Source organism: Janthinobacterium sp. SUN026 (assembly GCF_030397625.1).
GTDB lineage: Bacteria > Pseudomonadota > Gammaproteobacteria > Burkholderiales > Burkholderiaceae_D > Janthinobacterium > Janthinobacterium kumbetense.
The window spans coordinates 364,859-381,745 of sequence record NZ_JAPQNU010000005.1 but is presented as its reverse complement, the minus strand read 5'-3'; the positions used below and the strand labels follow the sequence as shown (position 1 = coordinate 381,745).

Below are 16,887 nucleotides of genomic sequence, written 5' to 3'. Positions count from 1 at the left end.
ATAACCGGCGCTCTGCGGCGTTGCCCGCTGCTAGCAGTGCTCGCACTGCGTCGCACCGGGCGCCTTGCATAGCATCCGGTTCTGTTCGTCATAATTTCACAATAATTTCCTGAGGATTACTTAGCCAACCAGTAACTTGAGCTTTTGATACCCCGCCTTGCTCACGGGTATCCTCGTGTCATCGCGCAGGATGGCCACGTGGCTGTCTTTCGTGGCCGCCTCGATGCGGCGGATGCCGTCGATATTGAGCAGGTATGACCGGTGCACGCGCAGGAACTTGGCGGGGTCGAGCTGGGTTTCCAGCTCCGCCAAGGTCTGGCTTTTCAGGTAGGACTTGCCCTCGGAGCGGATGCTGATGTAGTCATCTTGCGCCTCGATGTAATCGATGCGCGCGCTGGCGATGACGTGGACCTTGGCGCCGTCGCGTATCAGCACGCGATCCAGCGGGGCGGCGCGCGTAGCCGCCTCGCGCGCCATCGTCAGCACCGTCTCGGGCGTGCTGCGGCTGGCGCGCGCATGGGCCAGCGCCTGGTCGAAGCGCTGTTCGCTGAACGGTTTGAGCAGGTAATCCAGCGCATGGCATTCGAAGGCCTTCAAGGCGTACTGGTCATAGGCCGTGACAAAGATCAAGCGCGTCTTCACGCCGATCAGTTCCGCCACTTCAAAACCGTCCAGGCGCGGCATCTGGATGTCGAGAAACACCAGTTCCGGTTCCAGCTCCGCGATGGCCTTGACGGCTTCGAAGCCGTTGGCGCACTCGGCCACGATGTCGATATCGTCGTGGCGCGCCAGGTATTCGCGCAACACGCTGCGCGCCAGCAGCTCATCGTCAACGATGGCGACCCGCATTCTTGCCTGCATCATGCTTCCTCCGTGTCGCCGGTCTGCGCCGGCATGGAAATCATCACTTCGAACTGGCCGTCGCGCCGGCCCCAGTGCACGCTGGCTTCGTGGCCATACGCGCCGGCCAGGCGCTGGCGCACATTTTCCAGGCCCACGCCATTGCCGCGGGCAGGCCCTTGATCTGCATCAACCGGATTGCGCACGGCGATCTGCAGCAGGCTGCCTGCGCGCCGGGCTTCGATGGCGATCAGGCCGCCCTCCGTCAAGCCGCAGATACCATGCTTGACGGCATTTTCCACCAGCGGCTGTATCAGCATGGGCGGCAGCAAACACGCCAGCGCGGCAGTGTCGATGCTTTCCGCCACTTGCAGGCGTTCGCCAAAACGCACATGCTCGATGGCAAGAAAATGGCGGATCAGCACCAGTTCCTGTTCCACGGTGATGTGCTTGTGCGCTTCCAGGCTCAGGCTCTGGCGAAAGAAACTGGCCAGTTGCACCGTCATCTGGCGCGCGCCCGCCACATCGATAGACGTCAAGGCGCTGATGGAGTTCAAGCTGTTGAACAGGAAATGCGGATCGATTTGCGTGCGCAGCATGCGCAATTGCGCTTCCTGCGCCGTCAGCTGCGCTTCCAGCCCCCGCTGCTCGGCCATCCTGGCGCGCACGAATTCCAGCAACAGATAATGCACTGCGGCAGCGAGGCAATACAGCAGCACGCCCAGGCCGAAGAACAGGGCCAGCAGCGATTGCGTCAGATTCACGCCCAGCCAGCGCAGCTCCAGCAACAGGCTGACGCTATTCAGAAATTGCAGCAGGGTGGCCCACAACAAGCCCGCGAACAGGGCCGCCACGCCCACCACGCCGGCGATGGCGAGCGGATGGCGGGCATGCAAGGGGTAGGCGCGGCACAGGTAAAACGCGGAAAACCCCGAGCCGATCGCATACACGAGCGTGGCGGGCACCACCAGCACGACGGCATTGAGCCAGGGCGCGTGCGCCACCCTGGCCAGAATAAAGGCCAGGGCCAGACCCAGCGCGATGCAGATCAGGAACACCACCACGGCGCTGCGCCGCTTCGACAAGGGCCCCGACATGCGCGCCTAGTTGCGGATTTCCAGGCCGCCCATGATGGCGTAGCCCGTCACATACAGGCGCTTGTTCTGGTTCGGCGGCACGATGGTCTTTTCTTCGAAGCCGCCGAGGATGGGCGTGCCCTGCAGCACGACGCTCCAGTCGGGCGGAATCTTGATGGTGACGCCGCCGCACAGGGCAAATACGTTGAGCACGGCTTCGCCTTCGATCGACGCCTGGCGCAAGTCGATTTCGCAGCCGGCCATGATGACATTGATATCGCCGCCCTTGAAGCGCTGCGACGACACGCGCCGCACGTAGCCGCCGAGGATGGCCGTCACTTCGATGATGCTGTCATCGTCCGCCTGCCCGCCGGCGCCGGGCGCCGCAGTGGCATCGGCGGCGTCCTTGTCCAGCGACACGGCGCCATTCCTGGCCTGGCCGAACGAGTCGGGCGCAGCGCTTCCATCCTGCTGCGCGGCAAAGCGCCGGCGGCGCTGGCGCTGCTGCGCGCCGGGCAGGGACTTCGACACCACGGCCACGCCCAAGCCGATGATCAGCAGCGGCCACAGCAAGTCCCAGTTCATGTAGAAGATGCCCATGTGCTTGAGGGTCCAGGCCACGCCCAGCAGCACCAGCATGCCGCCCAATAAATAACCGTTCGCGCTGCGGCTTTGCGACAGTTTCAGCAGGCCAAACACGATCAGCGCCGTGGGCCAGAAACGGAAGGTGTAGCGCACATCGATGAAACCGAGGTTATCGAGCAGAAACAACAGTCCCAGGCCGATGACGATGACGCCCAGCACGATCTGCGATGGCGAGTGCAGCGGCGGTTTATTTTTCATGCTCGGACTCCCGGTAGGCAATAAAATGTTTGTTCAACAGCGGCTCCAGCACGAGGCCCACGCCCCAGGCGATCAGCAAGGCGGGCCAGCTGTTATAAAAACTCAAGTTCCACAGTTCTTCATACGATACATACCACCAGGCGGCGAAGAAGATCAGCCACAGGCCGCTCAATACCTGCTTGGCGGACACTGGCGTGAGCAGCTTGTTCAAGCCGAAAACGACCAGTATCACCGGCCAATAATGCCATAGTGCATAGTAATCGTGGAGATAGATCATATCGAGCCGGTCCAGCAGGATGATGGCGCCGATGGCGATCAGCAGCACGCCCCACAGCAGCTGGGTACGGCGGCAATAAGCTGGTTCAGGTTTCACGGTCACCCCTTGAAGTTGGTTGATCGTAAAGATACGCGGATTTCGGACGGGGGAAAACACCGCTTCGGCGAATGGCGGAAAGACAGCGGTGAATGGCGCGGCGATGGAAACAACGGGCAAAAAAAAGACCGGCTAGAGCCGGCCTTGAAGGGGTTCGCAGTCCACACCGCGACCTGGAGTTGCAGTGCACAGCCGCATGGCGCACGCGCGCCGGCAGCAAGAATCTGGTGCCGATCCTTGAGGCGACCGGCTGACCTGCTGGAAGATCGAACATGCCGCCAACTTCACGGCAGTGCGTCTCAACCAAGCAAAGCCATCATACTCCCGATCGCCACAAAGCACCGTTCGCTAGCGCACACTGATGAGGTTTTGCTGAGCTGCATCAAACGGTGCTGGCATGCGGCGGGTGCAGCATGTCGTTCTTGATCCATGCCAGCACGGACGGTCCCTGCGGCTGCCAGCCCAGCAGCTTACGCGCCCGCTCGCCGCGCACGCGGCTGTTGGAACCGAGGCCGTAGGAAGCCATCTCGTAACCCCATTCGGCTATCGCCTCGGGCAGCGGCCAGTCCTGCGCGGGCCCCAGGTCCAGTGCCTTGGCAATGGCGGCCGTCATTTCGCGGAAAGCCGCTTCGCCCGATTCGACAAAGTAAAAGGTGCCGGCGGGCGACTTTTCCAGGGCCAGCAAATACAGGCTGACGACGTCGTCGATATGCACGTTCGACCAGATGTTGCGGCCCGGTCCCACGTGGCGCACGATGCCGCTCTTGCGCGCCTGCTTGAGCAGGCGGGGCAGCTGCACGCTGTCGCGCGGCAAGGTGCCATGGCCGTAGATCAGGGTGTTGCACAGCACGCTGGCGCGCACGCCCTTGCCTGCGCTGGCCAGCACCAGGTCGTCGATGGCGACGCGGGCCGCCTTGTCGGCCGTGGGCGCCGGCAACTTGTCTTCATAATAGATCTGCTGCGTGCCCTCGCCGCCCGAAGCGTCGCCCACGATGGACGAACCGCTGGTATGGAGGAAAGGCTTGTTGCTGCCTGCCAGCGCGTCGAGGATCGCTTCGACGGCGCCCCTGTGGTCGCTGCTGGCCGCGTTGATGACGGCGTCCGCCGCCCTCGCCTGCTCGATGAGCAATGCGCGATCGTTCAACTCGCCCTGCACGCCCAACACGCCGATCTTGGCCAGTTCGGCCACCTGTTCCGGTTTGCGTACGAGGCCCGTGACCTGATGGCCGGCGCGCACGAGACCCGCCGCGATAGAACTGCCGATGAAACCTGCTGCGCCTGTCAAAAACACTTTCATATCTTGCTCCTTGTCTGGTTAGATTGCTGTCAATCACACCAGTCCAGTATGCCCGCTTTCGTCTTTCGCAAAAAGCAGGCATTCAGCAAAAGATCTATGACTTGGGCGCAACAATCTTCTGTTTGAGCTGCAAGGCGGCGATGTAGCGGCTCTGGTAAGCAGGGTCTTGCGGCGTCAGCAAGGTGAGCCTGTCGCGCGCGCGGGTGGCGGCCACATAGAAACGGTTTTCCTCTTCCAGCGGGTCGGTCTTGCTGCGCGGAAATTCGTCGACGGCCAGGTAAGGCAGGATCACGTGGTGGTATTCGAGGCCCTTGATCTGGTCGATGCAGGCGATCACCAGCCTGGCCTTGCCGGTCGAGACCGTCACGGCGTCTTCCATCTCCCCCAGCCAGCCGGCAAAGCCGCCCAGTGCCACGCCCGCTTCGCGGCACACGGCAATGAAGCCGTGCAGGGAACGGGCCACCACTCTGGCCTGCGCAGGGTCGACATAGATGCGGCGCGCCGTCTGTTCCAGCTGCATCAAGTCAAAGATGTGCTGCAAGGCGTCGCCCGCCAGGGCGTCGGGAGGCAGCGCGCGCAGGTAGTCGACGGCGGCCAGGGTCAGCGCCGCCTTGTCCTGGTTCTGCGACTTGGCCAGCTGGTTCGTCAAGAAACCTTCCAGCAAGTCGGGATAGTTGGCCACGTCGGCCTTGGCTTGCTGCAATTCCGTGCGCGTAAACGGGATTTCCGCGAAGGCCACGAGGGCTTCGAGGATTTCGCCGCGGCGCGGGCCGCTCTTGATCGCGTGCAAGTCCTTGCGGGCGATGGCGACCATGCCGCGCAGCATCAGCACTTCCAGGCTCAGCAGATAGCTGTTCATGTCCACCAGGCCATACGCGATGCCGCTCTGGAATAGCGCCGTTTCCACGCGGATCGCCTGGTCGCGGTCGCGCAGCAAGATGGCCGTCGTGCCCGCATGCGCGTGCTCGAGCGCGGCGATCAGCTGGGCGCTGCACGCTTGCGGCTGCGCATGGTCGTACTCGAGCAGCTCGATGTGGGTGGCGCGCGAAAGGGCCGACACGCTGGCCTTGTTTTTCAGTACGCCCACGGCGTGCGCCAGTTGCGGACCGTAGCGGTAGGAGGCCGTCAGCGGCAAGCGCTGCAAGGCCGGGAATTCCTGTTCGAAGCGCTGGCGCAGGAAGCGGTGGTCGGCGCCCGACCATGTGTAGATGACCTGGTCCTTGTCGCCCGCGCCGCAGAAAAACGCGTTGCCGCGGCGTATCAGCATGGTCAGCAGCCGGAACGACGCTTCGTTCAAATCGTGCAATTCATCGGCGACGATGATCTGGAAGGCGGGCAATTGCTGGCGCAGCGGCTCATCGCCGTCGAGCATGCGCACGAGGTCGTAGGTGGCGTCGAACGGGGCGCGGAACTGGATATCGCCCGTGTCGGCGCCGCGCAAGCCTTCGTATTCGCGCAGCCACAGATAATGTGTGCGCGACATGCCCAGCAGCTCCAGGTTGTCATCCAGGGAATTGCTCTCGAAGTCGGGATTCTGGAAATCCAGGCGCGCCTTGGTGCGCAATTGCAGTTTCAGGAATTCGGCAATCGCCCCGTTGGTCGTATTGATTTCCAGCGGGTAACGGTGGGCGTACTTTTCCGACACGACTTCCAGTGCTTCCCAGGCCACCGGACGCAGCTCTTCATCGCTGCGCATGGCTGCCACCTGCATGTTTTCCAGCTGCAACAGCACCTTGGCGGCAAAAGCGTCGAAAGTGTCGATGGTCAGGCGCTTGACGACGCCCAGCGGCACGCCCACTTCCAGCAGGCGCTGGCGCAGGGCCACGCGCGCCGCCTCGGTGAACACGAGGGCAAGCATGCGTTCGGGCGCGCGCCCCCGGTGCAGCGCCTCGGCCAGGCGCAGGGCCAGGGTCGTCGTCTTGGCCGCGCCGGCATTGGCGTCGATCAGCACCACTTTCTTTTGCGCCGTCTGGATGGCGACCTGTTCCGGCGTGGGCGTGATGCGTTTGGGAATGAACTGCGGGGCGTTATCTGTACTCAAAAGAATTCCTGAAAAGGGTAGCGACTGGCTGTCCCGGGACTTACCAGGCGCAGGTGCGCAGGCCGGCAAAGACGTCGCCCCGCTCGGGCGCGTGGAAGGCGCGCATGCGGGCCGAATGCAGGCGCGGCGGCGTGGCGAAGGCGGCGCCGCGCAGCACCTGGTGCCGCATGAAATACGGCGCGGAATATTCGCGCCAGGCATCCACCGCAAAGCCCGGATACGGTTCGAACGGCGTCGCCGTCCACTCCCATACCTGGCCCCAGTGAAAGCGCGGACGGCCGGACAGCGCAGCATACTCCCATTCCGCCTCGGTCGCCAGGCGGCGCCCCGCCCAGGCGCAGTACGCCTGCGCTTCAAACAGGTTGATGTGGCGCACGGCTTCGTTCGGCGGCAAGGTCGTGCGCTGGCCGAAACGCATGGTGCGCCACTGTGTCGCTTCGCGCAGCCAGTACAGGGGCGACGAGCGCTCCTGCTGCATCAGCCAGGCGCTGCCGGCAGCGCTCCAGAACTGGCGGTTCTGGTAGCCGCCGTCCGCGACAAAATCGGCATACTGGGCGTTGGATACGGCGCAGGCATCGATGGAAAACGGCGCCACGTAGCAACTGTAGGGCGGCGATTCATTGTCGAAGGCAAAACCGGCCCCGCGCGGCGAGCCCAGTTCGATGGTGCCCCCAGGAAACGCGATCTCGCCCGCGCCCGGCGGCAAGGCCGGGCTGGCCGACAGGGACTCCGGTGCTTCCAGGCCTAGCCATTGCAAACCGGCCAGCATTTCTTCGCCACACAAGTCTTCATGCGCCAGGGCCAAGCGGTACGGCGCCAGGGCGCTGTCGACATTGGCTTCGCGCGAGAGTTTGTCCAGCACCCGGTCGAGTACTTCGCGGCAATACGTCTTCACGGCGCCCGGACTGGGCAATTCCAGCTTCCAGCGCGCGCGGTGCTCCACCATGTTGGCGTCGAACAAGTCGTCGCCACGCGTCAGCAGGGAGTTATAAATGGCGTCGGCCGGGTGGCTGGTAGCGGCTTCGCGCAGGATGAACCACTCGGCAAACCAGGCGATCTGCGCGAGTTGCCAGAGGGGCGGCGTGAGCCGCGAATGGCGCGGCATGCCGGCCACCACGTCCAGGCCGGCAGTAACATAACAGTCGAACAGGGAAAGCGTATCCTGGCGCGCGGCCTGCAGCGACTGGGCCAGTTGCTGCGCGCCGGCGTGGCGAAAAGAGGCGTTGATTAAAGTCATAGCCTGATTGTAACGACTTATGCCAACCTTGCACTAGTCGCGCAGGAAACATGGGGGGCCATGCCCCCCGGCCTACTTGACCAGCAGCTCGCCCTGCAGCGGCGTGACGACCGATTTTGGCATGCTGACAATAAAACTGCTGCCCTTGTCGGCCACGGACTGGATGGCCAAGGTCCCGCCATGGCGCAGCAGCACGTGCTTGACGATGGCCAAACCCAGGCCGGTGCCCTGGGTTTCGCGCGAACGGCTCTTGTCGACGCGGTAGAAACGTTCCGTCAGGCGCGAAATATGTTCCTGGCTGATGCCGATGCCCGTATCTTGCGCGATGAATTGCGGTCCGGCCGGGCCATCCTGCCAGCGCAGGGTGATGGTGCCGCCGGCCGGCGTGTAGCGCACGGCGTTCGACGCAAGGTTGCCGAACGCGCTGTACAGCTCGTCATAACTGCCCAGCACATCGGGACCGTTGCATTCCATGGTCACTTCATGCTTGCCGGCAGACAAACCCTTGGCGTCGCGCAAGACTTGCTGCATGAGTTTCTTGATATCCACCGGTTCGGGGCGCAGCGGATAGTCGACCGATTCCAGGCGCGACAGGGTCAGCATGTCCTCGATCAGATGCTGCATGCGGTGGCCCTGCTCCGTCATCAGCTTGAGGTGGGCGGCGCGCGTGGCGGCATCCAGGTCCAGCTCGGCGGAAGCGATTTCCAGGAAGCCGACGATGACGGTGAGCGGCGTGCGCAGCTCGTGCGAGGCGTTGGCGATGAAGTCGCGGCGCATCATTTCGATGCGTTCCGTCTCCGTCACATCGTGCGTGACGAGAATCTGGCGGCGGTTTTCGAATGGAATGATCTGCACGATCAGCTTGCGGTTGCGGAAGGTGATCGTCAGCGGCTGGTCGTAGCGGCCCAGGATGATGTAATCCATGAACTCGGGGCTGCGGATCAGGTTCGTCACGCGCATGCCCTTGTCGCGCTCGTGCGTGAGACCCAGATGCTTCTCGGCGGCAGGATTGCACCATTCGAGGAACAGCACGTCATCCATGATGACGACGCCGTCGGGCAGCAGGTGCATGGCCTGGCGGAAACGTGCCAGCCATTCCGTCAGCTCTGCCTGGTTTTTCTCGTCGTCGCGGCGCATGCGGTACAGGCGCGCGAAAATGCTGGTCCAGGCGCCCCAGCCGTCGGGCAGCTTGGCGCTTTGCGGATTGTCCAGCCAGTTACTCAGCTGGAACAGATACGACAGCTGCACGAACACCATCATGGCCATCAGCACGAAGGCGATGCCCAGCGCATACGTGGCGCCAAACAGATACCAGACAACGGCCACGCCCAGCAGCGCCAGCACCATGCGCAGGGCGGCCGGTACCCAGAACAGCAATTTCGGATTCATAGAGTCAAACTTTACTTTTCAGACAACATGTAGCCGACGCTGCGCACCGTCTTGATCAGGCTTTCCGCCTCTTTCAAGGCTTTGCGCAAGCGCAATACGTGGACATCGACCGTGCGTTCTTCGATCACCACATGGTCGCCCCACACCTTGTCGAGCAGCTGGCTGCGCGAAAACACGCGTTCCGGATGGGCCAGCAGGAATTTCAGCAGCTTGTATTCGGCGTGGCCGATATCGATCTTCTGTTCATCCATCATCACCGTGCAGCTGACGGGGTCCAGGGCCACGTTGCCGGCGCGCATGGGCGCCTGCGCGTGTTCCGGACTCTTGCGTCGCAGCAAGGCCTTGGCGCGGGCCAGCAGCTCGCGCGGCGAGAACGGCTTGGTGACGTAATCGTCGGCCCCGCTGTTCAAGCCGGCCAGCTTGTCTTCTTCCATGCTCTTGGCGGTGAGCATGATGACGGGGATGGCGGCGAAATTGCGGTCGGCGCGGATGCGCGACAGCAGGCGCAAGCCCGTCTGGTCCGGCAGCATCCAGTCCAGCAGGATCAGGTGCGGCGTGCGGTGCTGGATGAATTCCCAGGCATCGGCGACGTTTTGTACAGAACAGCAATTCCAGCCGGATTCGCGCAGCGAATAGGTCACCAGTTCAACGATGGCCGGCTCATCTTCAACAATCAATACCGTGGTTTTATCAGATGCCATAAAGCTTACTCAGGGAGCTCCTCGGAAATGGCGGGAGCAGCCACCTTGGTGTGGCGGATGTCCTTGCCTTCAACCACGTAAATCACGTATTCGGCGATGTTTTTCGCATGGTCGCCGATCCGTTCGATGGCTTTGGCCACCCACAGGGTATCGAGCGCCGCCGAAATCGTGCGCGGGTCTTCCATCATAAAGGTTATCAAGTTGCGCATGATAGACCGAAACTCATGGTCGATGATGGCATCTTGTGCAATTAATTGTAAGGCCTGCTTGCCATCGTTGCGCGCGAATGCGTCCAGCGCATCGTGCAGCATGTCGGTGGCCGTGTTGGCAATGCCGCGCACCATTTCGTAATGGTTGACGACGCCGTTGCCGCGCTTGTGCAGATTCTTCGCCACGCGGGCGATTTTCGTCGCCTCGTCGCCTACGCGTTCGAGGTCGGTAATCACCTTGATGGTGGCCATGATGGTGCGCAAGTCGTTGGCGGCCGGCTGGCGGCGCACGATCAAATGGCTGCAGGCGTCGTCCAGCGACACTTCCAACTGGTTGACGACGTCGTCTTCGCGCATCACGCGGTCGGCGCGTTCCGGATTACCGATGCGGAAGCACGTCATCGCGTCGAGGAACTGGGTTTCAACGATGCCGCCCATCAGGAGCACTTTCGAGCGGATCGCTTCGAGTTCGTTGTCGTATTGCTTGGATGAATGTTCGCCTATCATGCTGTCTCTCCGTATTCAGTTGTTGTGTATGCTCGGGGCGGATCAGCCGAAGCGGCCCGTGATGTAATCCTGCGTTTCCTTGCGGGCCGGATTCATGAAGATCTGGTCCGTTTCGCCGAATTCCACCAGCTCGCCCAGGTACATATAGGCCGTGTAGTCGGAGCAGCGCGCCGCCTGCTGCATATTGTGCGTCACGATGGCGATCGTGTAATCCTGTTTCAATTCGCTGATCAGCTCTTCCACTTTCGAGGTCGAGATCGGGTCCAGCGCCGAGGTCGGCTCGTCGAGCAGCAAGACGTCCGGCTTGACGGCCACGCCGCGCGCGATGCACAAGCGCTGCTGCTGGCCGCCCGACAGCGACAGGCCGCTCTTGCTCAGCTTATCCTTGACTTCGCCCCACAGCGCGGCCTTTTTCAGGGCCCACTCGACGCGCTCGTCCATCTCGCCCTTCGACAGGTCTTCATACAGGCGCACGCCGAAGGCGATATTGTCGTACACGGACATGGGGAACGGCGTCGGCTTCTGGAACACCATGCCGACCTTGGCGCGCAGCATGTTGACGTCCTGGTCGGCGTCGAGCACGTTGCGGCCGCGGTACAGGATCGAGCCTTCCGCGCGCTGGCCCGGATACAGGTCGTACATGCGGTTCAGCGTGCGCAGCAGGGTTGATTTACCGCAACCGGACGGGCCGATGAAAGCGGTAACCTTCTTTTCGTGGATGTCCAGGTTGACGTTATGCAAGCTTTGCGTTTTGCCGTAAAAAAAGTTCAGGCCCGAAATTTCGATGGTTTTTTTCTTTGGTGCCAGGTCTTGTGCTGGATTCATTTGCGTATTCATATGGGTTCGCTTCGCTCGGTATCTGTTTAATTAGGGACTTTTTGGCTGAACACGGTGCGCGACAGGATATTCAGGGCCAGCACGCTGAAGGTGATCAGCAGTGCGCCGCCCCAGGCCAGCGAGCGCCAGTTGTCGTACGGGCTCATCGCAAACGATGCGATGACGGACGGCAAGTTGGCCATCGGCGCATTCATGTTGAAGCTTTGGAACTGGTTATTCAGGGCCGTGAACAGCAGCGGCGCCGTTTCGCCGGCGATGCGGGCCAATGCCAGCAGTACGCCGGTGATGACGCCCGCCTTGACGGCGCGCAAGCGCACCAGGGTGGCGACCTTCCAGCGCGGCGCGCCCAGGGCAAACGCGGCTTCCAGCAGGCTGTTCGGCACCAGACGCAGCATATTGTCCGTCGTGCGCACCACCACCGGCACGGCGATCAGCGACAGGGCGATGGCGCCCGCGTAGCCGGAGAAGTGTTTCACGTGCGCCACGTACAGCGCATACACGAACAGGCCGATGACGATCGATGGCGCCGACAGCATGATGTCCGTCACGAAGCGCGTCACTTGCGCCAGCTTGTTCTCTTCGCCGTATTCGGCCAGGTAGATGCCGGCCAGGATGCCGATCGGGGTGCTGACGACGGTTGCCAGGCCCACCATCAGGGCGCTGCCGACGATGGCATTGATCAGACCGCCGCCTTCGCTGCCGGGAGCCGGCGTCGTTTGCGTGAACAGGTCGACAGACAAGGCGCCGAAACCCTTGATCACCAGGGTGAACAGGATCCACACGAGCACGGCCAAGCCCAGGGCCATGGCGGCCACCGACAGGGCGATGCCGACGCGGTGCATCAGCAGGCGCTTGCGGTAGACGGGGTTCATGGCCGGCTTGGCCGGAACGTCGAGAGTGCTTACTTGGCTCATTTCGTGCCTTCCTTGCGGGACATGCCAGCCAGCATCAGCTTGGCGGCGGATAAGACGATAAAGGTGATGACAAACAGGATCAGGGCCAGCGAGAACAGCGAGGACACGTGCAGCGCCGATTGCGCTTCGCCGAATTCGTTCGCCAGCAGCGAGGTGATGCTGTTACCGGCGGCAAACAGCGACCACGACAGCTTGTTCGCGTTGCCGATGACGAAGGTCACGGCCATGGTCTCGCCCAGCGCGCGGCCCAGGCCCAGCATGACGCCGCCGACGACACCGGTCTTGGTGTATGGCAAGACAATCTTGCGCACCACTTCCCAGCGCGTGCAGCCCAGGCCGTATGCGGATTCCTTCAGCACGGCAGGCACGATCTCGAACACGTCGCGCATCACGGAAGCGATGAAGGGGATGATCATGATGGCCAGCACCAGGCCGGCCGTCAGCAAGCCGATGCCCATCATGGGGCCGCTGAACAGCTGGCCGATGACGGGGACGTTGCCCAGGGTGGCTTTCAGCAAAGGCTGGACGTGGTCGGCGAACAGGGGCGCGAAGACGAACAGGCCCCAGATGCCGTAGATGATCGATGGCACGCCGGCCAGCAGCTCGACAGCCGTGCCCAGCGGGCGGCGCAGCCAGGCCGGGCAAATTTCCGTGAGGAACAGGGCGATGCCGAAGCTGACGGGAAAGGCGATCAGCAAGGCGATGACGGACGTCACCAGGGTGCCGATGATGGGAATCAGGGCACCGTACTGGTCATTGACGGGGTCCCATTCCGCGGACACGATGAAATGCAGGCCGAAGGTCTGGAAGGCCGGTATCGATTCCATGATCAGCGAAATGATGATGCCGACCAGGACGATCAGCACCGACAGGGCGAACAGCATCGTCACCTTGTGGAACAGAAAATCCTGGATGCGCTGCTTGCGCATGGTAGAAAGCATTTGCGCGTGACTGATGGAATCGGTCATGGTGCCGCCTGGCAGGGGGATCGTGGAGGAGGTAGATTGTGCGCTCATATTGTGCCAGATGTGGGTGGTACTGCCGGTGTCGCTATTTTGAACTCTTGTTTTATCTTGCTTTTTTAGCCAGGACCGTCTGCAAGGGCTTGCGGGCGGTCCTGGCTAACTCCCTGCCCCGCCGCCGTGCTGCTGGCGGGGGCAAGGATGGGTACTTAGTTAGCCATGCAGACTATCGGATTAGTAGATCGACTTGCCCGATGCGTCTTTCAGGTTGGCTTTCCACGACTCTTGCACCAGTTTCACGACCGATGCTGGCATTGGCACGTAGTCCAGTTCAACGGCAGCTGGGCCGCCGTTTTTGTAGGCCCAGTCGAAGAATTTCAGGACTTCCTTGGCCTTGGCTGCATCAGCCTGGACTTTGTGCATCAGGATGAACGACACGCCGGTGATCGGCCAGCTGTTCTTGCCAGCTTGGTCGGTCAGAACCACGCCGAAGCCTGGGGTTTGCGTCCAAGGTGCGGAAGCGGCTGCTGCCTTGAAGTTTTCGTCGTCAGGTTGCAGGTAGTTGCCATCCTTGTTTTGCAGCTGGGTGTGCGACATCTTGTTTTTCTTGGCGTAAGCCCACTCGACGTAGCCGATCGAACCCTTGATACGCTGCACGTTGGCGGCGACGCCTTCGTTACCCTTGCCGCCCACGCCCACGGCCCATTTCACAGCCGAGCCAGCACCGATTTTCGATTTGAATTCCGGGTTGGTTTTCGACAGGAAGTCGGTGAACAGGAAAGACGTGCCCGAACCGTCGGCGCGGTGTACCACGGTAATTTCCGTGTCCGGCAGCTTGACGCCCGTGTTCAGTGCGGCGATTTCCGGCGCGCTCCACTTGGTGATCTTGCCCAGGTAGATGTCGCCAACGACTTTACCCGTCATTTTCAGCTGGCCTGGGGTTACACCGTCCAGGTTGACGATGGTGACCACGCCGCCCATGATGGCCGGGAACTGCATCAGGCCCGCTTCTTCCAGCTCTTCTGCCTTCAAAGGCATGTCCGAGGCGCCGAATTCAACAGTCTTGGCCTTGATTTGCTTGATGCCGGCGCCGGAACCGACGGACTGGTAGTTCAGGCCGTTGCCCGTGTTGGCTTTGTACGTCTCAGCCCATTTGGCGTAGATAGGGTACGGGAAGGTTGCGCCAGCACCTGTCATATCTGCCGCCATGACGGAAGCGGAAGAAAATGCCATCGCTGCCGAAGCACCCACGACGATAAATTTGAACATTTGCTTCATTTGCATATCAAGTCCTCAGGGTTGTTAGGGCTCAAAGTCCCGGTTGAATGCTGCGCAGTCTAGCAAGCGAATATGACAGCTTTATGACATGGGTAAAAAATCCTGAAATAATTGGCTACGCCCCGAGAATACCCCTTTTCGGCATGAAAAATGACAGGCCGGGCGACGCTTTATGACAGCTTATGTCACGCTTACGTCATATTTCATGATTACACTCACAGCGCGTCATACATGATGAAATACGGCTAGAATTAACTATCTGCAAAGACAAAAGAATATGAAACCTGAACTGCACACGGAAGTGACCAAATCGGGCATCCTGCTTGACCGCGAGCTGTCGCAACTGACTTTCAACCGGCGCGTGATGGCCCAGGCGGAAGACCCGAACATTCCGCTGCTCGAGCGCCTGCGCTACCTGTGCATCGTCAGCAGTAATATGGATGAGTTCTTCGAGGTGCGCGTGGCCAGCCTGCTGGCGGCCGGCAGCATCGGCGGTTCGCTGGCCGGCCACCCTGCCCTGGCGGCCAACCTGGAGCGCATAGGCAAGGAATGCCATGCGCTGGTGGAACGCCAGTACGAGATATTAAATAACGACGTCTTGCCGGCCCTGCGCGAAGCGGGCGTGCATCTGCTGCGCGACAGCGACCGCAACGAGGCGCAGCGCGCGTGGGTCAAGGAATATTTCGACCGCGAAGTGCGCCCCCTGCTGACGCCGATCGGCCTCGACCCGGCCCACCCGTTCCCGCAGGTCGTCAACAAGAGTCTCAATTTCATCGTCTCGCTGAGCGGCAAGGATGCGTTCGGCCGCGGCACGGCGATCGCCATCGTCAAGGCGCCCCGTGTCTTGCCACGCGTCATCAAGCTGCCGGACGAGATTTCCGGCGATGGCGTGTCCTTCTGTTTATTGTCCTCCGTCATCCATGCGCATATCTCGGACTTGTTCGCCGGACGCGAAGTGATTGCCTATTCGCAATTCCGGGTCACGCGCGACAGCGACCTGTGGGTCGACGAGGATGAAGTCAAGAATCTGCGCCAAGCCCTGAAAGGCGAGCTGGTCGGTCGCCAGTTCGGCACCTCCGTGCGGCTGGAAGTGGCGCGCAATTGCCCGCCAGAATTGTCGCAGTTCCTGCTCGACCAGTTTAATCTGGATCAAAGCCGTTTGTACCGCGTCAACGGCCCCGTGAATCTGGTGCGCCTGTCGGAAATGATCGACCACGTCAAGCAGCCCGAGCTGCGCTTCCCGCCGTTCTTCCCCGGCCTCGCGCATAAAGCCATCGGCAACGACATCTTTGCCGCCCTGACCAAGCACGACATCCTGCTGCACCACCCCTACCAGTCGTTCCAGACGGTCATCGACTTCATCCGCAGCGCCGCCTACGATCCATCCGTCGTCGCCATCAAGCAGACGATTTACCGCACGGGCATGAACTCGGACCTGATGGAGTCGCTCATTACGGCGGCGAAGATGGGCAAGGAAGTGACCGTCATCGTGGAATTGATGGCGCGTTTCGACGAAGAAGCCAATATCAACTGGGCCGACAAGCTCGAGCAAGCCGGCGCGCAAGTCGTGTACGGCGTCGTGGGACTGAAAACCCATGCCAAGGTGGCGCTCGTCATCCGCCGCGAAGAAGGCTCCTTGCGCTTCTACGCCCACTTGGGTACCGGCAACTACCATCCCACGACAACCAAGCTGTACACGGACTTCGGCTTGCTGACGGCCAACCAGGACCTGGCTGTGGAAGTGAACGAAGTCTTCATCCACCTGACCAGCCTGACCAAGCCGCACAACCTGAACCATTTGTGGCTGGCCCCGTTCGGCCTGCAAAGCGAGATCATCAAGGCCATCCGCAACGAGGCGAAGATCGCCCGTTCGGGCCGGCGCGGGCGCATCATCGTGAAAGTCAACGCGCTGGTGGATGAATCCGTGATCCGCGCCCTGTATGCGGCCTCGACCGATGGCGTGAAGATCGACCTGATCGTGCGTGGCGCCTGCACCCTGAAGCCGGGCGTGCCTGGCCTGTCGGAAAACATCAAGGTGCGCTCCGTGATCGGCCGTTTCCTCGAACACAGCCGTATTTACTACTTCCGCAACGACCTGGCGCACGATGTCTACCTGGCCAGCGCCGACTGGATGAGCCGCAACCTGTTCCGCAGGGTGGAAGTGGCCTTCCCCGTGCTGGACCGGGCGCTGAAGCGGCGCGTGATCGCCGAGGGCCTGAATCCGTATTTGAAGGATAATACCAATGCATGGGAACTGGAGCCGACGGGCCATTACGCGCGCCGCAAGCCGCGCGGCAAGCAAACGCCGTTCAGTGCCCAGCAGTATTTGATGCACTCACTGGGCACGCCGGGCGCGGAGGTCGGCGAATAGGCAATTCTACAC

The 16,887-nt window shown here is 61.7% G+C and carries 15 protein-coding genes; 1 reads left to right on the top strand and 14 read right to left on the bottom strand.

Going from position 1 to position 16,887, the window contains the following annotated elements; translation table 11 throughout:
• Window positions 1-120: 120 nt before the first annotated feature.
• From OX459_RS22670 to pstS, 14 genes are all read right to left on the bottom strand, one after another.
• The gene (locus OX459_RS22670) at window positions 121-849 is read right to left on the bottom strand and encodes a LytTR family transcriptional regulator DNA-binding domain-containing protein (protein WP_289906740.1); all 729 of its coding nucleotides are present in this window, start codon (window positions 847-849) and stop codon (window positions 121-123) included.
• Window positions 850-860: 11 nt separating this feature from the next.
• On the bottom strand, window positions 861-1,937 hold the full coding sequence (locus OX459_RS22665; protein WP_289906631.1) for a histidine kinase: 1,077 nt from the start codon (window positions 1,935-1,937) through the stop codon (window positions 861-863).
• A gap of 6 nt (window positions 1,938-1,943) precedes the next feature.
• Window positions 1,944-2,759 carry a DUF5668 domain-containing protein gene (locus tag OX459_RS22660; protein WP_251351797.1) on the bottom strand — a complete coding sequence of 272 codons (816 nt, stop codon included), beginning with the start codon at window positions 2,757-2,759 and terminating at the stop codon, window positions 1,944-1,946.
• A complete protein-coding gene (locus tag OX459_RS22655; RefSeq protein ID WP_289906630.1) occupies window positions 2,749-3,132 on the bottom strand; it encodes a DUF5668 domain-containing protein in 384 nt (127 codons plus the stop codon). Before OX459_RS22655 ends, OX459_RS22660 begins: the two co-directional genes overlap by 11 nt.
• A gap of 382 nt (window positions 3,133-3,514) precedes the next feature.
• Window positions 3,515-4,429 carry an NAD-dependent epimerase/dehydratase family protein gene (locus OX459_RS22650; RefSeq protein ID WP_289906629.1) on the bottom strand — a complete coding sequence of 305 codons (915 nt, stop codon included), beginning with the start codon at window positions 4,427-4,429 and terminating at the stop codon, window positions 3,515-3,517.
• Between the two features lie 94 nt (window positions 4,430-4,523).
• Window positions 4,524-6,470: an ATP-dependent helicase gene (locus OX459_RS22645; RefSeq protein WP_289906628.1), complete on the bottom strand. Its 1,947-nt coding sequence runs from the start codon at window positions 6,468-6,470 to the stop codon at window positions 4,524-4,526.
• 40 nt (window positions 6,471-6,510) lie between these two features.
• The gene (senA, locus tag OX459_RS22640) at window positions 6,511-7,707 is read right to left on the bottom strand and encodes a selenoneine synthase SenA (RefSeq protein WP_289906627.1); all 1,197 of its coding nucleotides are present in this window, start codon (window positions 7,705-7,707) and stop codon (window positions 6,511-6,513) included.
• A gap of 72 nt (window positions 7,708-7,779) precedes the next feature.
• Window positions 7,780-9,096, bottom strand: coding sequence for a phosphate regulon sensor histidine kinase PhoR (phoR, locus tag OX459_RS22635; RefSeq protein WP_034778134.1), 1,317 nt, complete (start codon window positions 9,094-9,096; stop codon window positions 7,780-7,782).
• Between the two features lie 11 nt (window positions 9,097-9,107).
• A complete protein-coding gene (locus tag OX459_RS22630) occupies window positions 9,108-9,797 on the bottom strand; it encodes a response regulator (RefSeq protein ID WP_034755074.1) in 690 nt (229 codons plus the stop codon).
• A gap of 5 nt (window positions 9,798-9,802) precedes the next feature.
• A complete protein-coding gene (gene phoU / locus OX459_RS22625; protein WP_034778131.1) occupies window positions 9,803-10,513 on the bottom strand; it encodes a phosphate signaling complex protein PhoU in 711 nt (236 codons plus the stop codon).
• Window positions 10,514-10,555: 42 nt separating this feature from the next.
• Window positions 10,556-11,350 carry a phosphate ABC transporter ATP-binding protein PstB gene (pstB, locus tag OX459_RS22620; RefSeq protein ID WP_029496304.1) on the bottom strand — a complete coding sequence of 265 codons (795 nt, stop codon included), beginning with the start codon at window positions 11,348-11,350 and terminating at the stop codon, window positions 10,556-10,558.
• Window positions 11,351-11,376: 26 nt separating this feature from the next.
• Window positions 11,377-12,264 (bottom strand): phosphate ABC transporter permease PstA, encoded by an 888-nt coding sequence (gene pstA / locus OX459_RS22615; protein WP_077402151.1) that lies wholly within the window; start codon window positions 12,262-12,264, stop codon window positions 11,377-11,379.
• On the bottom strand, window positions 12,261-13,232 hold the full coding sequence (pstC, locus tag OX459_RS22610; protein ID WP_099664709.1) for a phosphate ABC transporter permease subunit PstC: 972 nt from the start codon (window positions 13,230-13,232) through the stop codon (window positions 12,261-12,263). The genes pstA and pstC overlap by 4 nt, the downstream gene beginning before the upstream one ends.
• A 228-nt stretch (window positions 13,233-13,460) precedes the next feature.
• A complete protein-coding gene (gene pstS, locus OX459_RS22605) occupies window positions 13,461-14,510 on the bottom strand; it encodes a phosphate ABC transporter substrate-binding protein PstS (protein WP_099664710.1) in 1,050 nt (349 codons plus the stop codon).
• A 271-nt stretch (window positions 14,511-14,781) separates the two neighbouring features.
• Between pstS and ppk1 the strand changes: the two genes are divergently transcribed.
• The gene (gene ppk1 / locus OX459_RS22600) at window positions 14,782-16,875 is read left to right on the top strand and encodes a polyphosphate kinase 1 (RefSeq protein WP_099664711.1); all 2,094 of its coding nucleotides are present in this window, start codon (window positions 14,782-14,784) and stop codon (window positions 16,873-16,875) included.
• Window positions 16,876-16,887: the final 12 nt, after the last annotated feature.

Bases quoted from the DNA above. Each gene is read 5' to 3' on its own strand.
- OX459_RS22665 (WP_289906631.1), bottom strand. From the start codon at position 1,937: ATGTCGGGGCCCTTGTCGAAGCGGCGCAGCGCCGTGGTGGTGTTCCTG.
- senA (WP_289906627.1), bottom strand. From the start codon at position 7,707: ATGACTTTAATCAACGCCTCTTTTCGCCACGCCGGCGCGCAGCAACTG.
- OX459_RS22630 (WP_034755074.1), bottom strand. From the start codon at position 9,797: ATGGCATCTGATAAAACCACGGTATTGATTGTTGAAGATGAGCCGGCC.
- pstC (WP_099664709.1), bottom strand. From the start codon at position 13,232: ATGACCGATTCCATCAGTCACGCGCAAATGCTTTCTACCATGCGCAAG.
- pstA (WP_077402151.1), bottom strand. From the start codon at position 12,264: ATGAGCCAAGTAAGCACTCTCGACGTTCCGGCCAAGCCGGCCATGAAC.
- OX459_RS22650 (WP_289906629.1), bottom strand. From the start codon at position 4,429: ATGAAAGTGTTTTTGACAGGCGCAGCAGGTTTCATCGGCAGTTCTATC.
- ppk1 (WP_099664711.1), top strand. From the start codon at position 14,782: ATGAAACCTGAACTGCACACGGAAGTGACCAAATCGGGCATCCTGCTT.
- OX459_RS22670 (WP_289906740.1), bottom strand. From the start codon at position 849: ATGCGGGTCGCCATCGTTGACGATGAGCTGCTGGCGCGCAGCGTGTTG.
- phoU (WP_034778131.1), bottom strand. From the start codon at position 10,513: ATGATAGGCGAACATTCATCCAAGCAATACGACAACGAACTCGAAGCG.
- OX459_RS22660 (WP_251351797.1), bottom strand. From the start codon at position 2,759: ATGAAAAATAAACCGCCGCTGCACTCGCCATCGCAGATCGTGCTGGGC.
- pstB (WP_029496304.1), bottom strand. From the start codon at position 11,350: ATGAATACGCAAATGAATCCAGCACAAGACCTGGCACCAAAGAAAAAA.
- phoR (WP_034778134.1), bottom strand. From the start codon at position 9,096: ATGAATCCGAAATTGCTGTTCTGGGTACCGGCCGCCCTGCGCATGGTG.
- pstS (WP_099664710.1), bottom strand. From the start codon at position 14,510: ATGCAAATGAAGCAAATGTTCAAATTTATCGTCGTGGGTGCTTCGGCA.